The organism is Escherichia sp. MAL-1, assembly GCF_052948035.1.
In genome coordinates this window covers 2233707-2251652 of the sequence record NZ_CM129609.1, presented here as the reverse complement: position 1 = coordinate 2251652, position 17946 = coordinate 2233707, and the positions used below count along the sequence as shown (strand labels likewise).

The window sequence follows — 17946 nt, the reverse complement described above, 5'->3', positions numbered from 1 at the left end:
TTTTATTTAATCGATAACCAGAAGCAATAAAAAATCAAATCGGATTTCACTATATAATCTCACTTTATCTAAGATGAATCCGATGGAAGCATCCTGTTTTCTCTCAATTTTTTTATCTAAAACCCAGCGTTCGATGCTTCTTTGAGCGAACGATCAAAAATAAGTGCCTTCCCATCAAAAAAATATTCTCAACATAAAAAACTTTGTGTAATACTTGTAACGCTACATGGAGATTAACTCAATCTAGAGGGTATTAATAATGAAAGCTACTAAACTGGTACTGGGCGCGGTAATCCTGGGTTCTACTCTGCTGGCAGGTTGCTCCAGCAACGCTAAAATCGATCAGCTGTCTTCTGACGTTCAGACTCTGAACGCTAAAGTTGACCAGCTGAGCAACGACGTGAACGCAATGCGTTCCGACGTTCAGGCTGCTAAAGATGACGCAGCTCGTGCTAACCAGCGTCTGGACAACATGGCTACTAAATACCGCAAGTAATAGTACCTGTGAAGTGAAAAATGGCGCACATTGTGCGCCATTTTTTTTGTCTGCCATTTACCGCTACTGCGTCGCGCGTAACATATTCCCTTGCTCTGGTTCACCATTCTGCGCTGACTCTACTGAAGGCGCATTGCTGGCTGTGGGAGTTGCTCCACTGCTCACCGCAACCGGATACCCTGCCCGACGATACAACGCTTTATCGACTAACTTCTGATCTACAGCCTTATTGTCTTTAAATTGCGTAAAGCCTGCTGGCAGTGTGTATGGCATTGTCTGAACGTTCTGCTGTTCTTCTGCCGATAGTGGTCGATGTACTTCAACATAACGCATCCCGTTAGGCTCCACGGAATATTTCACCGGTTCGTTGATCACTTTCACCGGCGTTCCCGTCCGCACGCTGGAGAACAAGGCTTTAATATCCGGTGCATTCATGCGAATACACCCTGAACTGACGCGCAAACCGACGCTGTCCGGCGCACTGGTGCCATGAATGAGGTATTCGCCATTACCATGCGCGAGGCGCAGTGCGTAACGTCCTAGTGGGTTATTTGGCCCGGCAGGGACGACTGGAGGTAATTTAATGCCACGCTCCAGCGAACGCTGACGAATGCCTGCCGTAGGCGTCCAGGTTGGGTTAGGGATTTTCTGCCCCACACGCGTTTCCATCACCGGCGTTTCCAGCCCCTGCAAGCCAATACCTATCGGATAAACCTGCACGATATTTTCTCCCGGCGGATAATAATAAAGGCGCAGCTCTGCAAGGTTAACGATAATCCCCTGACGCGGCGCATCAGGTAATAACAGTTGCGAAGGAATAGTTATCGTCGTACCAGGTTTTGGCACCGGGGCGATAGTGTTATTGGCTTCAAGGATCAACATTGCCGCAGTATCAAAACGACGGGCAATAGCCTGAAGGTTTTTATCCCCTTCCTGCACCGTATACGTTTGATTTTGCCCAACCAGTCGGCTTCCGGTTGGTGGTAGCGGATAATCAACCGCCCAGGCAGCCTGGATGGCGCTAAAAGCGCCGATAAGCGTGAGTGTAAGCAAAGACGCGCGTTTCATTGTAAACCTCCTGTATTTGCCGGAGACTCACGCTGAAACGTCGGATGGCGCTTATGTTCACCTGAAACCGAAACACTCCTGTGCAGGTCAGTGTAAACATTGACCATCCGGCAATGTGAGCCAACCGGATGAAAGCTGTCCCTTTAGTTTAGCTAAGTGCAGCGGCTTTGGCGCGAATTGCGCGAATCATCGCTTCCAGACCTTGTGAACGAGATGGGGTGAGATGTTGGGTGAGCGCCATTTTTTCAAACCACGGACGCACATCGAAACTGACAATATCCTGCGGCGTCATCTGATCGTAGAGAATAAAGACGACCGCAATAAGCCCTTTCACAATCGCCGCATCGCTGTCGCCCTGCAATTCAATAATTCCCTGCGCATTCTGGCGCATGACAATCCACACCTGACTCTGGCAGCCCTGAATGCTATTTTGTGGGCTTCGGTCTTCGTCGCGTAATTCTGGCAGACGCTGGCCCAGCTCAATAATGTAGAGATATTTCTCTTCCCAGTTGGCGCAGCGTAAAAAATTACGCAGCAATTTTTCTTTATCCGGCAATACAGCCATAGTGCCTCCCTGTTATCCCAGCAGACGGTGAATACGTTGCAATCCGGTCACCAGACGATCCACTTCTTCATGGGTGTTATACATGGCCAGCGACGCCCGACACATCGCAGGGACGTTGTAATAGGCCATTAATGGCATAGCGCAGTGATGTCCGGTACGCACAGCAATGCCGTAATTATCGAGAAAACTGCCAACATCATAGGCGTGGTGTTTACCGAGATTAAAAGCAATAACGCCAAGCCTGTTTTGTGGGCCATAGAGAGTGAGATCCGGTACAGATTCCAGCTGTGATAGCGCGTAATGCATCAGATTCTGTTCATACTCGGCTATGTTATTAAGCCCCAGCGCCGAAACATACTCCAGCGCCGCGCCAAGACCAATGATGCCCCCGGTATTGGGTGTACCGGCTTCAAACCGCCATGGTGCTTTGGTCCAGGTAGTGCCTTCACTCAGGCTGACGGTGGCGATCATAGAACCGCCCCCTTCCCACGGCGGCATCTCCTGCAACAAGGCTTCTTTCACATAAAGAATGCCAATTCCGGTGGGGCCATACAGTTTATGCCCGGAGAACACGTAAAAGTCGCAATCCAGCGCCTGAACATCCACCGGATGATGCATCACCGCCTGAGCGCCATCCACCAGCACTTTTGCGCCATGCTGGTGCGCAAGCGTGATCATTTCCGCCAGTGGATTTTCTGTGCCAAGCACGTTGGAGACATGAGTAATTGCCAGCAGGCGAGTTTTCTCATCAAACAGCGTAGGCAGCGTCTCCAGTTGCAACGTACCGTCGGGATTGAGCGGGATCACACGCAGCTCTGCGCCAACGCGTGCGCAAAGCATCTGCCAGGGAACAATGTTAGCGTGGTGCTCCATCTGACTTATGATGATGTTATCGCCCGCCCGCACGTTGCTGTTGCCCCAGCTATTGGCGACCAGATTGATCCCTTCCGTCGTGCCGCGGACGAACACCAGCTCTTCCGCCGAACGGGCGTTGATAAACAACGATGCCTGCTTGCGTACGTTCTCCATTTTCTCGGTCGCCTGGGCGCTTAAGGTATGAATACCGCGATGCACCGCCGCGTAGCCGTGACGATAAAACTCGGCCTCGGCGTCAATCACCTGGCCCGGTTTCTGCGCACTGGCGGCGCTGTCGAGATAAGCCAGCGGCAAACCGTTTACCTCACGAGAAAGCACCGGAAAGTCGGCCCGCACTTTGTCGACGGAAAAAGTCATCTTACACCTCCTGGCAGTCGTTGACCGATTCGGGCCAGCACCTGCTGTTTAAGCCCCTCATCACGCAGTGCTTCCGTCAGTTCAGCAGCAAAGGCGTAAATGATCATCTGCTGGGCATCCTGCTGATTGATCCCGCGCGAGCGCAGATAGAACATCTGTTCATCATCAATACGCCCCACCGTCGCGCCGTGGCTGCATTTCACATCATCTGCATAGATTTCCAGCTGCGGTTTCGTATCCACTTCCGCCAGTTTGCCCATCAGCAGATTATTGTTGGTCATCTGACCATCCGTTTTGATGGCGTGCTGCGCGACGTTGATCAAACCGTTAAATACCGCGCGGCCTTTGTCGCTGACGATAGTTTTGTGCAACTGTCGGCTGTTACAAAAACCTTTATTGTGTTCCAGCCAGGTGCGGGTATCACACACCTCGTTTTTCACCGGCATCGCCAGGCTATTGATCCGCAGCGTGCTGTTTTCGCCATTGAGTTGCGTACTGGTGTTGTGTCGTAACACTGCGCCACCCAGCAGGAAACTATGGCTAAATGCGGTGGCATCGTCAGCCAGCAACAAATCGTTATGGGCAAAGTGGTGACTGACCGGGTTTTCAAACGCCAGCTTGATATGCTGCAAGTGGGCGTTCGCTGCGACATTGATAGTGAACCGTGCGCCGGTGAAGTGACGAGCATCATTAAGGCTGACAAAATGTTCGATCACCGTTGCTTCGGCACCTTCCGCCAGATCCAGATGATGTCGGTAATGGGCAGTGTTGACCTCTTCACCTGCCACGCCCTGGGTAATATGCATTAACAGCAATGGCTTTGCCGGCCGTTGACCGCGCTTCACGGCGATATGCGTCACGCTTTGTGCCAGGCTTTCCGTCAAATGCAGAAACACTTCCGCCTGAATAGCGTCGGGTACCCCCTGACGGTCGTCGTTAATGCTCACTTCATACCCGCTGCCTTCAGTCGCATCGCTCAGTGCTGACACGTAACGTCCATCGACAAAAACCAGCCGCACAGCGTCTAATGTTAACGCTAAGGCATCACGCTGCTGTGGGGATATCTCTCCCGCAATGCTGACAAACTGGCTATTGGTCAGCCCTTCCAGCGGCGTATATTTCCAGTTTTCATGTTTACGTGTCGGCAGTCCGGTACGCAGCAATTGTTGTAAATGCTGCTGTGCTTGCGGAGAGCGTTTCGCTCCGTCAGCTTCAAACAAGTGATGCCACTGTTGCAGCGCGTTACTGCTGTTCGGTAAGCCAGCCATAACCCTGCTCCTCCAGTTGTTTGACCAACGTGAAATCGCCGGATTTCACAATTCGTCCCTGATACAGCACATGGACGTAATCAGGCTTGATGTAGTCGAGAATGCGTTGGTAGTGCGTAACAATGATGAATGAACGCTTGCCGTCACGCAGCGAGTTCACGCCATCGGCAACCACTTTTAATGCGTCAATATCCAGCCCGGAGTCTGACTCATCAAGAATGCATAACTCCGGTTCCAGCACCGCCATTTGCAAAATATCGTTGCGCTTTTTCTCGCCGCCGGAAAAACCAACGTTTACCGAACGGGTTAATAAATCTTCCGGCATCTTCAGGAGAGCGATTTTCTCTTCCATCAAATCCTGAAAATCAAAGCGGTCGAGCGTTTCCTGGCCGCGATAGCTGCGCACCGCATTAAGTGCCGTTTGCAGGAAAAACTGGTTACTGACGCCGGGAATTTCCACCGGATACTGGAAGGCCATAAAGATGCCTTCGCCCGCGCGATCTTCCGGCGACAGCGCAAGCAAATCTTTGCCTTTGAACTCAACCGTGCCGCCCGTCACTTCATAATCTTCTCGCCCGGCAAGCGTTGCCGATAAGGTACTTTTGCCCGAACCGTTTGGCCCCATAATGGCGTGAACTTCGCCGGGACGAACGTCGAGGCTTAATCCGCGCAGGATAGCTTTATCTTCCACGCTGACGTGTAAATCTTTAATACTTAACATGTTTATTCCTTATCCGACGCTGTGTTCAAGACTGATGGCGAGGAGTTTTTGTGCTTCAACGGCAAATTCCAACGGCAGCTCCGAGAACACGTCTTTGCAGAAACCGTTAACAATCATCGAGATGGCGTCTTCTTCGCTGATCCCGCGTTGCAGGCAGTAAAACAGTTGATCTTCACCAATACGTGATGTCGTTGCCTCGTGTTCCAGTTGCGCACTATTGTTACGACACTCAACATACGGGAAGGTATGCGCCCCACAATTAGCGCCAATCAGCATTGAGTCGCACTGAGTGAAATTGCGCGCATTGGTTGCCGTCGGCATGATTTTCACTAAGCCGCGATAACTGTTCTGACTATGTCCGGCAGAGATCCCTTTCGAGATAATGGTCGATTTGGTGTTTTTACCGATGTGGATCATCTTGGTGCCGGTATCCGCTTGCTGATGACCGCTGGTCAGCGCCACTGAGTAAAACTCACCAATGGAGTTATCGCCGCGCAAAATGCAGCTGGGATATTTCCACGTAATCGCTGACCCGGTTTCTGATTGCGTCCATGACATTTTGCTGTTTTCGCCTTCGCACAAAGCACGCTTGGTGACGAAGTTGAGAATACCGCCGGTGTTGTTATCGCCAGGGAACCAGTTTTGTACCGTGGAATATTTCACCTCGGCGTTTTTATGGATGATGACTTCCACCACTGCCGCGTGTAACTGATAGCTGTCACGCACCGGAGCGGAACAGCCTTCAATGTAGCTGACGTAGCTGTCTTCGTCGGCCACCAGAATGGTGCGCTCAAACTGCCCGGTTTTTTCCGCGTTAATGCGAAAATAGGTGGAAAGTTCCATCGGGCAGCGCACGCCTTTAGGCACATAAATAAACGTACCGTCAGAGGCTACCGCCGCATTAAGCGCGGCAAAGAAGTTGTCATTCCCCGGCACCACGGTGCCGAGATATTTACGCACCAGTTCCGGGTGATCGTGGATCGCCTCACCAAAGGAACAGAAAATAATTCCCTGCTCCGCCAGTTTTTCGCGATAAGTAGTGGCAACCGAAACTGAGTCGAAAATGGCATCCACCGCCACCTCTTTGCCTTCCCGCACGGGAACGCCCAACTGCTCAAACGCCGCCTCCACCTCTTTACTTAAAAAGGCGTTCGCGCCAGTTTGCTGCACCGCGCCAGATTCAGACGCGCAAGTGTCGTCACAATTACCGCACGATGGTGCCGAGTAGTAGCTGTAATCCTGATAATTCAGCTTGTCGTAGTGCGCTTTCAACCAGTGCGGTTCTTCCATCTCCAGCCATGCGCGATAGGCGTTTAGACGAAACTCCAGCATCCACTCCGGCTCATTACGCTTCGCCGAAATTGCGCGCACCACCTCTTCGTTTATCCCCTTTGCCAGCTCATCGGTGACTAACTGGGTGAAGAATCCTTCTTTATAATTCAGCGGGCCGCCGGTCCAGGTTTTGACATCGTCAGTTGCTTCAGTATTACGAGACATAGTACCGCCTATACCCCAAAGCTTTCGCCACAGCCACATTCATTCTGGGCTTTAGGGTTGTGAAATTTGAATATCTGATTAAGTCCTTCACGAACGAAATCGACTTCCGTGCCATCAATAAACGGCATCGCTTGTAGCGGGACAAACAGCTTCGCGCCGTCGTGTTCAAACAGCAGATCGTCTTTGTCCGGCTCGCTAACACTGTCGAGCACATAGCCAAAGCCCGCGCAGCCTGTTTGCTTCACGCCTAAGCGCACACCGACCATACCCGGCTGCTTTGCCACCAGCTCGCGGATGTGGACAGCGGCTGCGGGTGTCAGCGTTAAGCCTTGCCAGGCGAAATCCTGTGGATTAAAGGTTCCTGAATGCATGTCCATCGATTTACCTCACTTCATCGCTTTCAGCGTATAACAGCATGTTAGTGATAATGATTATCAGTTCAACCCAGCAAACGCAGGGGCTTTACCGTAAAACATGCTTTTTGCCTGCTTTTAATAAGCATAGACCCTGATGTGTGGGTTAACAGGCACGCTAAGAATTAGGTATCTCATTGTTAGATAATGGTTATTATCTAAGGAGCATTAAGGCTGTGATGAAAAAGAAAAAGTTGTATTGAAAATGACTATTTAAGAGATAGGTAAAAAAGTGCAGCGTTCAGAAATAAGAAAACCCTTAAGTCTGTGCGACACAGGCTAAAGGGTTTCTACCCCATCCGGCGCTTATCTCCGGCACTCTCAGTGGCTTAGCTCTTGAAGGGGCGATAAGAATAATCTCATAAAGCTAACCCGCCGTTTTAACACAAACTGCGATTAGTGTTATTTTTGAACAATATCAGGCGGTAGATAAGCAGTATTAAGAAGGTCATCGAACCTGGACGGAGGTTAATCCAAGTCGATTTGGCGAACTTGCGGCATTAAGTCAGGATCAATGCACGCCCAGACGCCAGGCAAAGTAGATTTCTTCTTTTAATTCAGCAGAAGAGAGAGTAAGCAGGTCAGCAAATTCAAGTTCTAGTTGTTTCAGACGTTTGAGATATTGGGCAGGTGAAAGATTGCTCTGGTCACGGCGTAAAAATTCAATGGCCAGCTGGGTGGGATCAAGTTGAGTAGACATAGCATCCTCGCTTTTAGACAAGACCTGCACAGTATACCACCGTTTACTGTGCAGATAATGACCAAAAGCAATATGCGTCACACTTTTCTGGTGACAACGTCACAAAATGGCGGTCGTCAATCGTGACGAACAGCACAAACGCCCTTTCTCATCGAAGATTTCAATCTGCCAGACCTGGTGACGCGAACCGAGATGCAACGGTTTGCATACGCCGCGCACCCGCCCTTCTCGTGCCGAGCGGACGTGGTTAGCATTGATTTCCAGACCAACCACTTTTTGCTCACCTTCGGTACATAAATAACCGGCAACGGAACCGATACTTTCGGCTAGTACCACGGATGCACCTCCATGTAGCAACCCGAAAGGCTGCTTTGTCCGCGAGTCTACTGGCATTGTCGCTTCAAGGGTGTCATCACCAATATGTTCAAAGCGAATATCCAGCAACCCCACCATGTTTCCTTCACCCATGGCATTCAGTGCTTCCAGGGTGATTTTTCGTTTCCATATCATTTAATAATCTCCAGTAAAGCCTGCACAGGATGGCGTACCCCCGTGCCTTCAACCCGTTTGACCTGACTACGGCAGGAATATCCGGTCGCCAGACAGCGGTTACGCGGCAGTCGCTGCATAGCCTGATGCCAGGATAACTCATAGATCCCGAGCGAATTTTTATGGTTTTTCGCTTCATGTCCGTAAGTCCCTGCCATGCCGCAGCAACCCACGCTGACATTTTCCAGTTTCGCGCCAAAACGGGCAAATATCGCGGCCCATTGTGCTGGCGCACCCGGCAAGGCGGTAACTTCGGTACAGTGACCAAAGAAATACCATGATTCACCGCTGACTGTAGCCACTGGCTGTGACTCAAGTGCGCTTGCCAGCCATTCATTCGCCAGTAAGACGTTAAACTCGCCACGCTCCTCGCCCAGCGCCAGTTTATATTCATCGCGATAACAAAGTACCAGCGCCGGATCGACGCCCACCATTGGCATACCCAGCTTCGCCATACGGTTGAGGAAATCCGCCGTCTTTTTCGCCGTCTTCGCAAAACGATTAAGAAAACCTTTAATATGCTGGGCTTTGCCATTTGGCGAAAATGGCAGTAACACAGGCTGGAAACCTAATTTTTCGACCAGACGGACAAAATCCGCCACCACTTGCGCATCGTAATAGCTGGTAAAGGGGTCCTGCACCACCAACACTGTGCGCGCTTTCTGCTCTGCATTGAGAGATTCAAGCTGTTCCAGCGTCATGTTTGCCGAGCGATGCCCCACCATTTGTTGTTGTAGCGAGGGGACCGACAGCAGCGGCAAATCAACCATGCCGATATGTTTTTCCGAGAGTTTGCGCACCAGCGGCTGGTTAATGAAGAAGTTAAAGGTTTTCGGCGCGCGTGCCATCAGCGGCGCGTAGCTCTCGACCGTAGCGACGAGGTGGTCGCGCAGCGGGCGTAAATAACGGGTGTGATAGAGCTGCAGAAAACGAGAGCGAAACTCCGGCACATCAATTTTGATGGGGCACTGGGTCGAACACGCTTTACAGGCCAGACAGCCCGACATCGCCTCTTTGACTTCGTGTGAGAAGTCATATTCGCCTTTATTCGCATGCCAGCTATTGCGCGTGCGGGCAATTAACGTCCGCAAACTGACGCCGGATTCAGGCAGTTCTTGTTCCAGTTTGAGTGGATCAACGCCGCGATCCGCCAACAAACGCAGCCATTCACGCACCAGCGTTGCGCGCCCTTTCGGTGAATGAATCCGGTTCTGGGTGATCTTCATCGACGGACACATCGGACTACGGGCATCAAAGTTGAAGCATAAACCGTTGCCGTTACACTCCATCGCACCGCGCCACTGCTGGCGTACCGCAATGGGGATCTGCCGATCGAATGTACCGCGCTTCACCGCGTCCACTTTCATCATCGGCGCATCGAGACCTTCTGGCGGGCAAATCTTCCCTGGGTTGAGTCGGTTATGCGGGTCAAATGCCGCTTTCACTTTGCGCAGTTCTGCAAAAAGTTCCTCACCGAAAAACGCCGGGCTGTATTCAGCGCGAAAACCTTTGCCGTGCTCGCCCCACAACAAACCACCGTATTTCGCAGTCAGCGCCACCACGTCATCAGAGATTTGCTTCATCAAAATCTCTTGTTGAGGATCGCACATATCCAGCGCTGGACGGACGTGCAAGACACCTGCGTCGACGTGACCGAACATACCGTAGCTTAAGCCGTGGCTGTCGAGCAGCGCGCGAAATTCAGCAATATAATCCGCCAGGTGTTCCGGCGGTACGCAGGTATCCTCAGCAAACGGAATTGGCTTAGCGGCACCTTTGGCATTGCCAAGCAGACCAACGGCTTTTTTGCGCATTGCATAGATACGTTCAACCCCCGCCAGCTCACGGCACACCTGCCAGCCGATGACACCTGCTTGATGACTGGCGATCAGCTCATCCAACCGCGCACAGAGTGCATTTACCCGCTCATCAATCAGCGCCTCATCATCACCAGCAAATTCCACAATGTTCAGCCCGAGCATCTCTTGGTCAGGCACATCGGTAATCAACTCGCTGACGGAATGCCAGACAATATCTTCCCGCGCCAGATTCAGCACTTTTGAGTCCACCGTCTCTACCGAAAGCGCCCGCGCCTCAACCATAAACGGCGCGTTACGCAGCGCAGAGTCAAAAGAGTCATATTTGACGTTCACCAGACGGCGCACTTTAGGCAAGCGCGTAATATCCAGCCGCGCTTCGGTAATAAAGGCCAGCGTCCCTTCTGAACCCGTCAGAATGCGCGTCAGGTCGAACTCGGTCATCTCATCGTTAAAGACATGACGCAGATCGTAACCGGTAAGAAAGCGGTTAAGTTTGGGGAAGTTGTCGATAATTAACTGGCGTTGCTGACGGCAACGTTGATAAACCGTGTTATAAATTCGCCCGATTGTGGTATTGGATTTACCCAGCGTTTCCGACAATTCGACGGGTAAAGGTTGCGTATCGAGAATATCGCCCCCCAACAACACCGCGCGTACGCCAAGTACGTGATCTGACGTTTTGCCATAGACCAGCGATCCCTGACCGGATGCATCGGTATTGATCATCCCACCGAGCGTTGCCCGGTTGCTGGTCGAAAGTTCCGGCGCAAAAAAGTAGCCGAACGGTTTCAGGTACTGATTGAGTTGATCTTTTATCACCCCGGCCTCAACGCGCACCCAGCCCTCTTCAGGGTTAATTTCGATGATGCGGTTCATATGGCGGGACATATCAACAATAATCCCCTGGTTGAGCGCCTGACCGTTAGTGCCGGTGCCGCCGCCGCGGGGGGTAAAGATCAGCGATGAATAGCGTTCCTGCGCGGCAAGACGGGCGATCAGCGCCACATCTGCGGTTGAACGCGGAAATACCACCGCATCGGGGAGAAGTTGGTAAATACTGTTGTCGGTCGACATTGTCAGACGATCGGCATAACTTGTCGCCGTATCGCCGGTAAAACCTTGTTGCTCCAGCTCTTGCAAAAAATTAAGCACCAGTTGAACGACGCCGGGTGCCTGGGAAATCTGTGGAATCATTATATTGACCCTTTCCTGCGGTCTGTGATGAGAGATTAATCGTTTGCGTGTTGCCTGAGTTGTTGTACCACATTTTTTTCTAACACGCCCATCAGAATTAAGGGCAGAATCGGCCTGTTAAAAACCGCTGAAATTGCTCATCATTATGTAGGTGAGTTTCGCGTGTTCACGTCGCGTCGACGATTTGACGCACAAAAAAGGTGAAAAGTAGTTATGGTAAATGTTCGTCAGCCCAGGGATGTCGCACAAATTCTGCTTTCGGTGCTGTTTTTAGCCATCATGATTGTGGCATGTCTGTGGATTGTTCAACCCTTTATTCTCGGCTTTGCATGGGCCGGTACGGTGGTTATCGCCACCTGGCCGGTATTGTTACGTTTGCAAAAGATCATGTTTGGCCGCCGCTCTCTCGCCGTTCTGGTGATGACGCTGTTATTAGTGATGGTGTTTATCATCCCTATTGCTTTGCTGGTTAACAGTATCGTCGACGGCAGCGGCCCGCTAATTAAAGCCATTTCCAGCGGTGACATGACGTTACCCGATCTGGCGTGGCTTAATACCATTCCGGTGATTGGCGCGAAGCTGTATGCAGGCTGGCACAACTTGCTGGATATGGGGGGTACGGCGATCATGGCGAAGGTCCGCCCTTATATTGGCACCACCACCACCTGGTTCGTTGGGCAGGCGGCGCATATCGGGCGCTTTATGGTGCATTGTGCGCTGATGCTTCTCTTCAGTGCCCTGCTGTACTGGCGCGGTGAACAGGTGGCACAAGGCATTCGCCATTTTGCAACCCGTCTGGCAGGCGTTCGCGGAGATGCCGCCGTACTGCTGGCGGCACAGGCTATCCGCGCGGTGGCGCTGGGTGTGGTGGTGACGGCGTTAGTACAGGCAGTGCTTGGCGGTATCGGCCTCGCCGTATCCGGCGTACCTTATGCAACTTTGCTAACGGTGTTAATGATCCTCTCCTGCCTTGTCCAGCTTGGACCGTTACCGGTACTGATTCCGGCGATTATCTGGCTCTACTGGACCGGCGATACCACCTGGGGAACGGTATTGTTAGTGTGGAGCGGTGTGGTTGGCACGCTGGATAACGTCATCCGCCCAATGTTAATTCGCATGGGTGCCGATTTACCGCTGATCCTGATCCTCTCTGGCGTTATTGGTGGTTTGATTGCTTTCGGGATGATCGGTCTGTTTATTGGTCCGGTTCTGTTAGCCGTTTCCTGGCGTCTGTTTGCCGCGTGGGTGGAAGAGGTCCCACCGCCGACGGACCAACCGGAAGAAATTCTCGAAGAACTTGGCGAAATCGAGAAACCGAATAAGTAATTTCTCATCAGGCGGCTCTGCCGCCTGATTGTTAACCACCGCTAATTGATATTTGCTTGCTCTTCCCCATATTTTCCTGCTTACCGCCATTCAGCTGGTAGTACCTGTCGCAAATTCTTTACAGTTTTTAAACTAATGAGACGAATCTGATCGACGCAAAAAGTCCGTATGCCTACTATTAGCTCACGGTTATAAATCAACATATTGATTTATAAGCATGGAAATCCCCTGAGTGAAACAACGAATTGCTGTGTGTAGTCTTTGCCCATCTCCCACGATGGGCTTTTTTTTAACATTTTTCCGCTTCGCTACCTCGCCCCTCACTCTTTCCAATAATGTTGCACAAGATACTGTGACTCTCTTCAAGCCGTCAGCAGGCTGATAATGTTATTTATATTTTATTGTTTATTTCATGCAGCCATTACACGATGAACGCTTATGAACTCCAGGCACTCCGCCATATTTTTGCCATGACTATTGATGAATGCGCGACCTGGATTGCCCAGACCGGTGACAGTGAAAGCTGGCGTCAATGGGAAAATGACAAGTGTGCCATTCCTGATTGTGTAGTCGAGCAACTGTTGGCTATGCGTCAGCAAAGAAAAAAACATCTTCATGCCATCATAGAGAAAATAAATAACCGCATCGGCAACAACACCATGCGTTTTTTCCCCGACTTAACCGCATTTCAACGAGTCTATCCTGATGGCAATTTTATTGACTGGAAGATCTATCAATCGGTAGCCGCTGAATTATATGCACACGATCTGGAGCGGCTTTGTTAATTTTTCCACAGAAAGGAATTGTCGTTGTTACAACAATAATGAATGGATACTGACACAACATCGCTACACTATTTAGGTAATGACTCCAACTTATTGATAGTGTTTTATGTTCAGATAATGCCCGATGACTTTGTCATGCAGCTCCACCGATTTTGAGAACGACAGCGACTTCCGTCCCAGCCGTGCCAGGTGCTGCCTCAGATTCAGGTTATGCCGCTCAATTCGCTGCGTATATCGCTTGCTGATTACGTGCAGCTTTCCCTTCAGGCGGGATTCATACAGCGGCCAGCCATCCGTCATCCATATCACCACGTCAAAGGGTGACAGCAGGCTCATAAGACGCCCCAGCGTCGCCATAGTGCGTTCACCGAATACGTGCGCAACAACCGTCTTCCGGAGCCTGTCATACGCGTAAAACAGCCAGCGCTGGCGCGATTTAGCCCCGACATAGCCCCACTGTTCGTCCATTTCCGCGCAGACGATGACGTCACTGCCCGGCTGTATGCGCGAGGTTACCGACTGCGGCCTGAGTTTTTTAAGTGACGTAAAATCGTGTTGAGGCCAACGCCCATAATGCGGGCTGTTGCCCGGCATCCAACGCCATTCATGGCCATATCAATGATTTTCTGGTGCGTACCGGGTTGAGAAGCGGTGTAAGTGAACTGCAGTTGCCATGTTTTACGGCAGTGAGAGCAGAGATAGCGCTGATGTCCGGCGGTGCTTTTGCCGTTACGCACCACCCCGTCAGTAGCTGAACAGGAGGGACAGCTGATAGAAACAGAAGCCACTGGAGCACCTCAAAAACACCATCATACACTAAATCAGTAAGTTGGCAGCATCACCACGCTAAAGGTAAAGCTACAGGGATCTATTACAGTGCGGGCAGTATTGCGACCTTTACTATTCCGTTGATTACGGCTCATCTGTCCCAAAGAAGTATTGCCGATATTATGTGGTTCGATACCGCCATCGCTGCCATCGGTTTTTTACTGGCACTGTTTATCGGCTTACGCAGCCGCAAAAAAACGCGGCATCACTCGCTAAAGGAAAATGTCGCTCCGGGTGGGTAATGCAATATTCTTTTCATGTCATGCAAGATCTTACGGATAAATAACTCTTTCTGCGCTAACTAAGGAAAATCGCGATCAAAAACAAACTATGACATGCAATATTCCTGGAAACATAAACTTTATGCCATGTACCCAGGGATAATCATCTTCAGTATAGTAATTATGTAAACCGTCGGAGAACAATACGTACGGTAACGAAATAATCTTTCAGCAAGGAGCTGTGAAAATGTCTCAAAATAAGGCTTTCAGCACGCCATTTATCCTGGCTGTTCTTTGTATTTACTTCAGCTACTTCCTGCACGGCATTAGTGTTATTACGCTTGCCCAAAATATGTCATCTCTGGCGGAAAAGTTTTCCACTGACAACGCGGGCATTGCCTACTTAATTTCCGGTATCGGTTTGGGGCGATTGATCAGTATTTTATTCTTCGGTGTGATCTCCGATAAGTTTGGTCGTCGGGCGGTAATATTAATGGCAGTAATAATGTATCTGCTATTCTTCTTTGGTATTCCCGCTTGCCCGAATTTAACTCTCGCCTACGGTCTGGCAGTGTGCGTAGGTATCGCTAACTCAGCGCTGGATACGGGTGGCTACCCCGCGCTCATGGAATGCTTTCCGAAAGCCTCTGGTTCGGCGGTCATACTGGTTAAAGCGATGGTGTCATTCGGGCAAATGTTCTACCCAATGCTGGTGAGCTATATGTTGCTCAATAATATCTGGTACGGCTATGGGCTGATTATTCCGGGTATTCTGTTTGTACTGATCACGCTGATGCTGTTGAAAAGCAAATTCCCCAGCCAGTTGGTGGACGCCAGCGTAGCTAATGAATTACCGCAAATGAACAGCAAACCGTTAGTCTGGCTGGAAGGTGTTTCATCGGTACTGTTCGGTGTAGCTGCATTCTCGACCTTTTATGTGATTGTGGTGTGGATGCCCAAATATGCGATGGCTTTTGCTGGTATGTCAGAAGCTGAGGCATTAAAAACCATCTCTTATTACAGTATGGGCTCGTTGGTCTGTGTCTTTATTTTTGCCGCACTACTGAAAAAAATGGTCCGGCCCATCTGGGCTAATGTATTTAACTCTGCATTGGCAACAATAACAGCAGCCATTATCTATCTGTACCCTTCTCCACTGGTGTGTAATGCCGGCGCCTTTGTTATCGGTTTCTCAGCAGCTGGCGGCATTTTACAGCTCGGTGTTTCGGTCATGTCAGAGTTTTTCCCAAAAAGCAAAGCCAAAGTCACCAGTATTTATATGATGATGGGTGGACTGGCTAACTTTGTTATTCCGCTGATTACCGGTTATCTGTCGAACATCGGCCTTCAATATATCATTGTTCTCGATTTTACTTTCGCGCTGCTGGCCCTGATTACCGCAATTATTGTTTTTATCCGCTATTACCGCGTTTTTATTATTCCTGAGAATGATGTGCGTTTTGGCGAGCGTAAATTTAGCACCCGGTTAAACACAATTAAGCATAGAGGTTAAAGGAGTTAATTATGGATGTTACCGCAAAATACGAATTGATTGGGCTGATGGCCTATCCTATCCGCCACAGTTTATCGCCTGAAATGCAGAATAAAGCCTTAGAAAAAGCGGGATTGCCATTTACCTATATGGCCTTTGAAGTGGATAACGATAGTTTTCCCGGAGCAATTGAAGGATTAAAAGCCCTCAAAATGCGCGGAACTGGTGTGTCGATGCCGAACAAACAACTGGCGTGTGAATATGTTGATGAATTAACGCCAGCAGCCAAACTGGTGGGTGCCATCAACACCATCGTTAATGATGATGGCTACCTGCGCGGCTATAACACCGACGGCACGGGCCATATTCGCGCCATTAAAGAGAGCGGTTTTGATATCAAAGGCAAAACGATGGTGCTGTTAGGGGCCGGAGGTGCCTCAACGGCGATTGGCGCGCAGGGGGCAATTGAAGGTTTAAAAGAAATTAAACTCTTTAACCGTCGGGATGAGTTCTTCGATAAAGCCCTCGCCTTCGCGCAGCGGGTTAACGAAAACACCGATTGTGTCGTCACGGTTACCGATCTCGCCGATCAGCAAGCCTTTGCTGAAGCACTGGCTTCCGCCGACATTTTAACCAATGGCACAAAAGTGGGTATGAAACCCCTTGAGAATGAATCATTGGTTTATGATATCAGTCTGTTACATCCGGGACTGCTGGTCACTGAATGCGTGTATAACCCGCATATGACGAAGTTATTGCAGCAGGCACAACAAGCTGGTTGCAAAACGATTGATGGATACGGCATGTTGTTGTGGCAAGGGGCTGAACAGTTCACGTTATGGACTGGCAAAGATTTCCCTCTGGAATATGTTAAACAGGTCATGGGGTTCGGTGCCTGACAGGCTGACCGCGTGCAGAAAGGGTAAAAAATGAAAACCGTAACTGTAAAAGATCTCGTCATTGGTACGGGCGCACCTAAAATCATCGTCTCGCTGATGGCGAAAGATATCGCCAGCGTGAAATCCGAAGCTCTCGCCTATAGTGAAGCGGACTTTGATATTCTGGAATGGCGTGTGGACCACTTTGCCGACCTCTCCAATGTGGAGTCTGTCATGGCGGCGGCAAAAATTCTCCGTGAAACCATGCCAGAAAAACCGCTGCTGTTTACCTTCCGCAGTGCCAAAGAAGGCGGCGAGCAGGCGATTTCCACCGAGGCTTATATTGCTCTCAATCGTGCAGCCATCGACAGCGGCTTGGTTGATATGATCGATCTGGAGTTATTTACCGGCGATGATCAGGTTAAAGAAACCGTGGCCTACGCCCACGCGCATGATGTGAAAGTTGTCATGTCCAACCATGACTTCCATAAAACGCCGGAAGCCGAAGAAATCATTGCCCGTCTGCGCAAAATGCAATCCTTCGACGCCGATATTCCTAAGATTGCGCTGATGCCGCAAAGTACCAGTGATGTGCTGACGTTGCTTGCCGCGACCCTGGAGATGCAGGAGCAGTATGCTGATCGTCCAATCATCACGATGTCGATGGCAAAAACTGGCGTAATTTCTCGTCTGGCTGGTGAAGTATTTGGCTCGGCGGCAACTTTTGGTGCGGTAAAAAAAGCCTCTGCGCCAGGGCAAATCTCGGTAAATGATTTGCGCACGGTATTAACTATTTTACACCAGGCATAAGCAATAATATTTCGGCGGGAACACCCTCCCCGCCGAACTTAAAAAATATATTTAACCGTATTTAATAAAATATTTCGTGAGT

17 protein-coding genes, 1 other RNA gene and 1 pseudogene are annotated in these 17946 nt (G+C 50.3%); 8 read left to right on the top strand and 11 right to left on the bottom strand.

What is annotated here, in order from left to right; genetic code table 11:
• The first annotated feature begins 259 nt into the window (after nt 1–259).
• Nucleotides 260–496, top strand: coding sequence for a murein lipoprotein Lpp (lpp, locus tag ACU8XX_RS10980; protein WP_000648420.1), 237 nt, complete (start codon nt 260–262; stop codon nt 494–496).
• Nucleotides 497–559: 63 nt separating this feature from the next.
• On the opposite strand, the gene ldtE is transcribed toward lpp, so the two are convergent.
• The 10 genes from ldtE to ydiJ all read right to left on the bottom strand — a co-directional run bounded on the left by ldtE (nt 560) and on the right by ydiJ (nt 11524).
• Nucleotides 560–1564 (bottom strand): L,D-transpeptidase LdtE, encoded by a 1005-nt coding sequence (gene ldtE / locus ACU8XX_RS10975; RefSeq protein ID WP_000817098.1) that lies wholly within the window; start codon nt 1562–1564, stop codon nt 560–562.
• 148 nt (nt 1565–1712) lie between these two features.
• Nucleotides 1713–2129, bottom strand: a complete 417-nt coding sequence (gene sufE, locus ACU8XX_RS10970) for a cysteine desulfuration protein SufE (protein WP_000279735.1) — start codon at nt 2127–2129, stop codon at nt 1713–1715.
• 12 nt (nt 2130–2141) lie between these two features.
• Complete coding sequence (sufS, locus tag ACU8XX_RS10965; protein WP_000144540.1) at nt 2142–3362, bottom strand: cysteine desulfurase SufS; 1221 nt, start codon at nt 3360–3362, stop codon at nt 2142–2144.
• Nucleotides 3359–4630, bottom strand: coding sequence for a Fe-S cluster assembly protein SufD (gene sufD, locus ACU8XX_RS10960; protein WP_000907948.1), 1272 nt, complete (start codon nt 4628–4630; stop codon nt 3359–3361). The genes sufS and sufD overlap by 4 nt, the downstream gene beginning before the upstream one ends.
• A complete protein-coding gene (gene sufC / locus ACU8XX_RS10955) occupies nt 4605–5351 on the bottom strand; it encodes a Fe-S cluster assembly ATPase SufC (protein WP_000948872.1) in 747 nt (248 codons plus the stop codon). The genes sufD and sufC overlap by 26 nt, the downstream gene beginning before the upstream one ends.
• 9 nt (nt 5352–5360) lie before the next feature.
• Complete coding sequence (gene sufB / locus ACU8XX_RS10950; RefSeq protein WP_001300696.1) at nt 5361–6848, bottom strand: Fe-S cluster assembly protein SufB; 1488 nt, start codon at nt 6846–6848, stop codon at nt 5361–5363.
• Nucleotides 6849–6856: 8 nt separating this feature from the next.
• Nucleotides 6857–7225 carry a Fe-S cluster assembly scaffold SufA gene (gene sufA / locus ACU8XX_RS10945; RefSeq protein WP_000367171.1) on the bottom strand — a complete coding sequence of 123 codons (369 nt, stop codon included), beginning with the start codon at nt 7223–7225 and terminating at the stop codon, nt 6857–6859.
• 547 nt (nt 7226–7772) lie between these two features.
• Complete coding sequence (locus ACU8XX_RS10940; protein ID WP_001296104.1) at nt 7773–7961, bottom strand: YdiH family protein; 189 nt, start codon at nt 7959–7961, stop codon at nt 7773–7775.
• Between the two features lie 99 nt (nt 7962–8060).
• Entirely contained in the window at nt 8061–8471 is a 411-nt protein-coding gene (gene menI / locus ACU8XX_RS10935) for a 1,4-dihydroxy-2-naphthoyl-CoA hydrolase (protein ID WP_000637986.1), read from the bottom strand.
• Entirely contained in the window at nt 8468–11524 is a 3057-nt protein-coding gene (ydiJ, locus tag ACU8XX_RS10930) for a D-2-hydroxyglutarate dehydrogenase YdiJ (RefSeq protein ID WP_001543807.1), read from the bottom strand. Before ydiJ ends, menI begins: the two co-directional genes overlap by 4 nt.
• Before the next feature lie 213 nt (nt 11525–11737).
• Here ydiJ and ydiK point away from each other — a divergent pair, with 213 nt between their 5' ends.
• From ydiK to ACU8XX_RS10915, 3 genes are all read left to right on the top strand, one after another.
• A complete protein-coding gene (ydiK, locus tag ACU8XX_RS10925) occupies nt 11738–12850 on the top strand; it encodes an AI-2E family transporter YdiK (protein ID WP_000248636.1) in 1113 nt (370 codons plus the stop codon).
• 185 nt (nt 12851–13035) lie between these two features.
• An RNA gene (gene rprA, locus ACU8XX_RS10920) (antisense sRNA RprA) lies at nt 13036–13143 on the top strand.
• 135 nt (nt 13144–13278) lie between these two features.
• On the top strand, nt 13279–13635 hold the full coding sequence (locus ACU8XX_RS10915; RefSeq protein ID WP_016242171.1) for a YdiL family protein: 357 nt from the start codon (nt 13279–13281) through the stop codon (nt 13633–13635).
• 90 nt (nt 13636–13725) lie between these two features.
• Here ACU8XX_RS10915 and ACU8XX_RS10910 read toward each other — a convergent pair.
• Nucleotides 13726–14423, bottom strand: a protein-coding gene (locus ACU8XX_RS10910; RefSeq protein WP_103215986.1) for an IS1-like element IS1A family transposase whose coding sequence is annotated in 2 segments (ribosomal slippage) — nt 13726–14174 and nt 14174–14423 — 699 coding nt in all. Because the reading frame shifts where the segments join, the coding sequence is not laid out codon by codon here.
• A gap of 54 nt (nt 14424–14477) precedes the next feature.
• On the opposite strand from ACU8XX_RS10910, the pseudogene ACU8XX_RS10905 reads away from it, so the two are divergent.
• From ACU8XX_RS10905 to aroD, 4 genes and pseudogenes are all read left to right on the top strand, one after another.
• A pseudogene (locus tag ACU8XX_RS10905) lies at nt 14478–14705 on the top strand (MFS transporter); the annotation flags it as partial.
• A 226-nt stretch (nt 14706–14931) separates the two neighbouring features.
• The gene (locus ACU8XX_RS10900) at nt 14932–16197 is read left to right on the top strand and encodes an MFS transporter (protein WP_001297389.1); all 1266 of its coding nucleotides are present in this window, start codon (nt 14932–14934) and stop codon (nt 16195–16197) included.
• An 11-nt stretch (nt 16198–16208) separates the two neighbouring features.
• Nucleotides 16209–17075, top strand: a complete 867-nt coding sequence (gene ydiB, locus ACU8XX_RS10895) for a quinate/shikimate dehydrogenase (RefSeq protein ID WP_000383474.1) — start codon at nt 16209–16211, stop codon at nt 17073–17075.
• Between the two features lie 30 nt (nt 17076–17105).
• Nucleotides 17106–17864 carry a type I 3-dehydroquinate dehydratase gene (gene aroD / locus ACU8XX_RS10890; RefSeq protein WP_016242173.1) on the top strand — a complete coding sequence of 253 codons (759 nt, stop codon included), beginning with the start codon at nt 17106–17108 and terminating at the stop codon, nt 17862–17864.
• Nucleotides 17865–17946 lie beyond the last annotated feature (82 nt).

What these genes read in the sequence shown, in the direction of transcription:
- lpp (WP_000648420.1), top strand. Translation starts at nt 260, where the DNA reads ATGAAAGCTACTAAACTGGTACTGGGCGCGGTAATCCTGGGTTCTACT.
- ldtE (WP_000817098.1), bottom strand. Translation starts at nt 1,564, where the DNA reads ATGAAACGCGCGTCTTTGCTTACACTCACGCTTATCGGCGCTTTTAGC.
- sufE (WP_000279735.1), bottom strand. Translation starts at nt 2,129, where the DNA reads ATGGCTGTATTGCCGGATAAAGAAAAATTGCTGCGTAATTTTTTACGC.
- sufS (WP_000144540.1), bottom strand. Translation starts at nt 3,362, where the DNA reads ATGACTTTTTCCGTCGACAAAGTGCGGGCCGACTTTCCGGTGCTTTCT.
- sufD (WP_000907948.1), bottom strand. Translation starts at nt 4,630, where the DNA reads ATGGCTGGCTTACCGAACAGCAGTAACGCGCTGCAACAGTGGCATCAC.
- sufC (WP_000948872.1), bottom strand. Translation starts at nt 5,351, where the DNA reads ATGTTAAGTATTAAAGATTTACACGTCAGCGTGGAAGATAAAGCTATC.
- sufB (WP_001300696.1), bottom strand. Translation starts at nt 6,848, where the DNA reads ATGTCTCGTAATACTGAAGCAACTGACGATGTCAAAACCTGGACCGGC.
- sufA (WP_000367171.1), bottom strand. Translation starts at nt 7,225, where the DNA reads ATGGACATGCATTCAGGAACCTTTAATCCACAGGATTTCGCCTGGCAA.
- ACU8XX_RS10940 (WP_001296104.1), bottom strand. Translation starts at nt 7,961, where the DNA reads ATGTCTACTCAACTTGATCCCACCCAGCTGGCCATTGAATTTTTACGC.
- menI (WP_000637986.1), bottom strand. Translation starts at nt 8,471, where the DNA reads ATGATATGGAAACGAAAAATCACCCTGGAAGCACTGAATGCCATGGGT.
- ydiJ (WP_001543807.1), bottom strand. Translation starts at nt 11,524, where the DNA reads ATGATTCCACAGATTTCCCAGGCACCCGGCGTCGTTCAACTGGTGCTT.
- ydiK (WP_000248636.1), top strand. Translation starts at nt 11,738, where the DNA reads ATGGTAAATGTTCGTCAGCCCAGGGATGTCGCACAAATTCTGCTTTCG.
- ACU8XX_RS10915 (WP_016242171.1), top strand. Translation starts at nt 13,279, where the DNA reads ATGAACGCTTATGAACTCCAGGCACTCCGCCATATTTTTGCCATGACT.
- ACU8XX_RS10900 (WP_001297389.1), top strand. Translation starts at nt 14,932, where the DNA reads ATGTCTCAAAATAAGGCTTTCAGCACGCCATTTATCCTGGCTGTTCTT.
- ydiB (WP_000383474.1), top strand. Translation starts at nt 16,209, where the DNA reads ATGGATGTTACCGCAAAATACGAATTGATTGGGCTGATGGCCTATCCT.
- aroD (WP_016242173.1), top strand. Translation starts at nt 17,106, where the DNA reads ATGAAAACCGTAACTGTAAAAGATCTCGTCATTGGTACGGGCGCACCT.